Origin of the sequence: Saccharospirillum sp., from assembly GCF_040881935.1 — a bacterium.
Taxonomy (GTDB): domain Bacteria; phylum Pseudomonadota; class Gammaproteobacteria; order Pseudomonadales; family Natronospirillaceae; genus Saccharospirillum.
In genome coordinates, this window is the sequence record NZ_JBBECH010000063.1 from 1 (window position 1) to 2,859 (window position 2,859).

Genomic DNA, 2,859 nt, shown 5'->3' on the forward strand with positions numbered 1-2,859 from the left:
TGCATATGGCGCGAATACTCAAAGATGCCGGTGGAATTCCCGCTCACGGCAACGACCGCAAAGCATGGACCGCGGGCTGCCGTTTTGATCATCCCAATCCGGATTATCGCTGAATAAACAAGGCAATGAAGTTATATAGAGACGCCAAAAAGTCAGAGCCTTTAAATAATGTGAACGTTACGCAACCTGCCAGAGTGACAGTTTAATGCGCAAATACTGGTCTAGTCTCCGGTTCCCCAAACGGTTTGTTTTGGTTGTTTGCATGGTGGGCTTACTGATGTCAGGGTTTGCGGTGGCCGAGCAGATAATCGGAGCAAAGTTTGTTAAACCGGTTGAACGGTATGGGCATTTTGCACTGGGACGGCCGCATGAATATGCGCAGTTGGTCGCTACAACTAACAGCGGGCAGGATGTAATTCTGGAATTGCCGGATAGTGAAGTGTTTGAAGATCTGTCCCCGCGCATGGTGACACTGACCGACCAGGGGCCTGTGCGCTTGCTGGTGATCGTCAGTTCAGTTCATCAGGGTGCCCGCCTGGTTCTGTTTGCGCTTGAAGAGAACCAATTGGTTATGCTGGCCCAGTCGGCACCAATAGGCACACCGAATCGGTGGCTTAACCCGGTTGGCGTGGCTGATCTTGATGATGACGGGGAAGCGGAAATAGCCGCCGTCATAACACCGCATATTGGTGGATTATTGACAGTCTACCGACGCGAAGGTGAGCGCCTGATACAGGTTGATTCACTGCCCGGTTTTTCCAACCACGTATATGGTTCCGCTGAGCTGGATTTGTCGAAGGTTTCACTCATCGGTGGCCACAGGCAACTGTTGGTGCCCGATGTTTCCAGAAGAACGATTCGAGCTATCAGGCTCACTAGTGAAGGGTTGATTGAAGCTGAACGCTGTCTGCTAAGTGTGCCTATTATTGGCCCGGAGACTCTGGATGACTGCGAAAGTCGATTAAAATAAATTATTGAGTAAGCCTATTGTCTTGCTCATGAGGTAAGCATTGCTCTGCTAACGTATCGACTCATGTAGACTCCCCGGGGAGTGTTTGATGGTGTTTTCCGGTCCCGGTGATCCCTTCGTGCAAGGCTGCAATCAGTGGGCATGTGATGTTGCCCTGTTGGGCGTGGCATCGTACGACCATGTCACCCAATACCTTCTCGATTTTCTTCAGCCTGCCGATCTTTTCACGCACATCATCAAGCTTATGTTCGGCGAGTGCACTGGCTTGCTGACAGTGGGTACCATCATCCAGCAGCAACAGGTCGTTAACTTCATCGAGGCTAAAACCCAATTGCTGTGCTGATTTAATGAACATCAACCGGTCTATATCGCTAGAACCATAGCGTCGAATGCTACCCGCAGGACGCTGGGGCTCGGCTAGTAACCCTCGTCTCTGGTAATAACGAATGGTCTCGATATGGACATTCGCGGCCCTGGCCAGGCCGCCAATGGTCAGTGAGTTGGTTTTATCCGACATCTGGTTTGACTCCGTAGCTGGCTACGGTTGTAACCTTAGCTCAACGAACCAGTCCGTGAAAGGTTTCAGCGTTATCGAGCATTCCGCATCGGGGGTGTTGCCTTTTTAGCGTTGGCCACCCCGCACCACTCATACCCCAGAAGTGATAGTGAAATGACCATGAAAAATCCGAGAACCTTGCTGCGCACCAGCGTGATTGGCACCTTTTTAGTGGCGCTGTGCTGCTTTACACCGATTCTGGTGATTCTATTGGGCTCAGTGGGCCTGGCCGCTCTGGCGGGCTATCTCGATGTCGTACTGCTTCCTGCCCTGGCCGTATTCATCGGCCTGACCGTCTATGCGATTTGGCGCAAGAAACAATACGACGCCTGTTGTAACACCCCCTCTACCCCATCAAGGAATGTCCCAAATGAGTAAATTTGTTAATCCGCACATCGCTGTTATTGGCAGCGGTGGGGCAGCCATGGCCGCCGCCCTGAAAGCCGCCGAGCGCGGTGCCCGCATCACCCTGATCGAGCGCGGAACCGTCGGTGGCACCTGTGTGAATATCGGCTGTGTGCCCTCGAAGATTCTGATCCGCGCCGCGCACATTGCCCATCTGCGCAATAAGAGCCCCTTCGACGACGGCCTGAGCGCTCAGGCGCCCGTGGTGGATCGGGCGGTGCTTCTGCAGCAACAACAAGCGCGTGTCGACGAGCTGCGGGATGCCAAATACGAGGGGATTCTGCGAGATCATCCGAACGTCACTCTCCTGCACGGGGAGGCCCGGTTTGCGGATGCCCAGCATCTGACGGTCACTCTGACAGAGGGCGGAGAACAGACAATTCACTTCGATCGCGCCTTTATCGGCACCGGCGCCCGCCCGGCGCAGCCGCCCATACCGGGACTGGCGGATACGCCTTATCTGACCTCTACCACTGCGCTGACACTGGAGACCGTGCCTGAACGGATGGTGGTAATCGGGGCCGGATATGTGGCGCTGGAGCTGGCCCAGGCCTTTGCCCGGCTGGGCAGCCAGGTAACGGTGCTGGCTCGCAGCCGACTGCTGTCGAGCGAAGACCCGGCCATTGGTGACGCGGTGGAAGCCGCGTTTCGCCGCGACGGCATCGAAGTGCTCAAACAGACCCAAACGAGCCGGGTGGACTACACTGATAATGAATTCGTGCTGGAGACCACGACAGGAACCTTGCGGGCCGATCAACTGCTGGTAGCCACCGGGCGCACACCCAACACCGAGACGCTGAACCTTAATAACATCGGCGTGGAAATCGCCCAGGGCGCGGTCCTGGTGGATAAATACCTGCAAACGACCGTGCCGGGCATCTACGCCGCCGGTGACTGTACCGATCAGCCTGAGTTTGTGTACGTGGCC

The 2,859-nt window shown here is 55.3% G+C and carries 4 protein-coding genes; 3 read left to right on the forward strand and 1 reads right to left on the reverse strand.

Annotated elements, in window-relative coordinates; genetic code table 11:
* Window positions 1-277 precede the first annotated feature (277 nt).
* Complete coding sequence (locus WEB54_RS12015; RefSeq protein WP_368055905.1) at window positions 278-970, forward strand: hypothetical protein; 693 nt, start codon at window positions 278-280, stop codon at window positions 968-970.
* Window positions 971-1,031: 61 nt separating this feature from the next.
* Here WEB54_RS12015 and merR read toward each other — a convergent pair whose 3' ends face one another.
* Window positions 1,032-1,487: an Hg(II)-responsive transcriptional regulator gene (merR, locus tag WEB54_RS12020; protein WP_368055907.1), complete on the reverse strand. Its 456-nt coding sequence runs from the start codon at window positions 1,485-1,487 to the stop codon at window positions 1,032-1,034.
* Between the two features lie 159 nt (window positions 1,488-1,646).
* Here merR and merF point away from each other — a divergent pair, with 159 nt between their 5' ends.
* Window positions 1,647-1,904 carry a mercury resistance system transport protein MerF gene (merF, locus tag WEB54_RS12025; RefSeq protein WP_368055911.1) on the forward strand — a complete coding sequence of 86 codons (258 nt, stop codon included), beginning with the start codon at window positions 1,647-1,649 and terminating at the stop codon, window positions 1,902-1,904.
* The coding region (locus tag WEB54_RS12030; RefSeq protein ID WP_368055909.1) for an FAD-dependent oxidoreductase at window positions 1,897-2,859 on the forward strand (963 nt) is incomplete at its 3' end. The genes merF and WEB54_RS12030, both read left to right, overlap by 8 nt.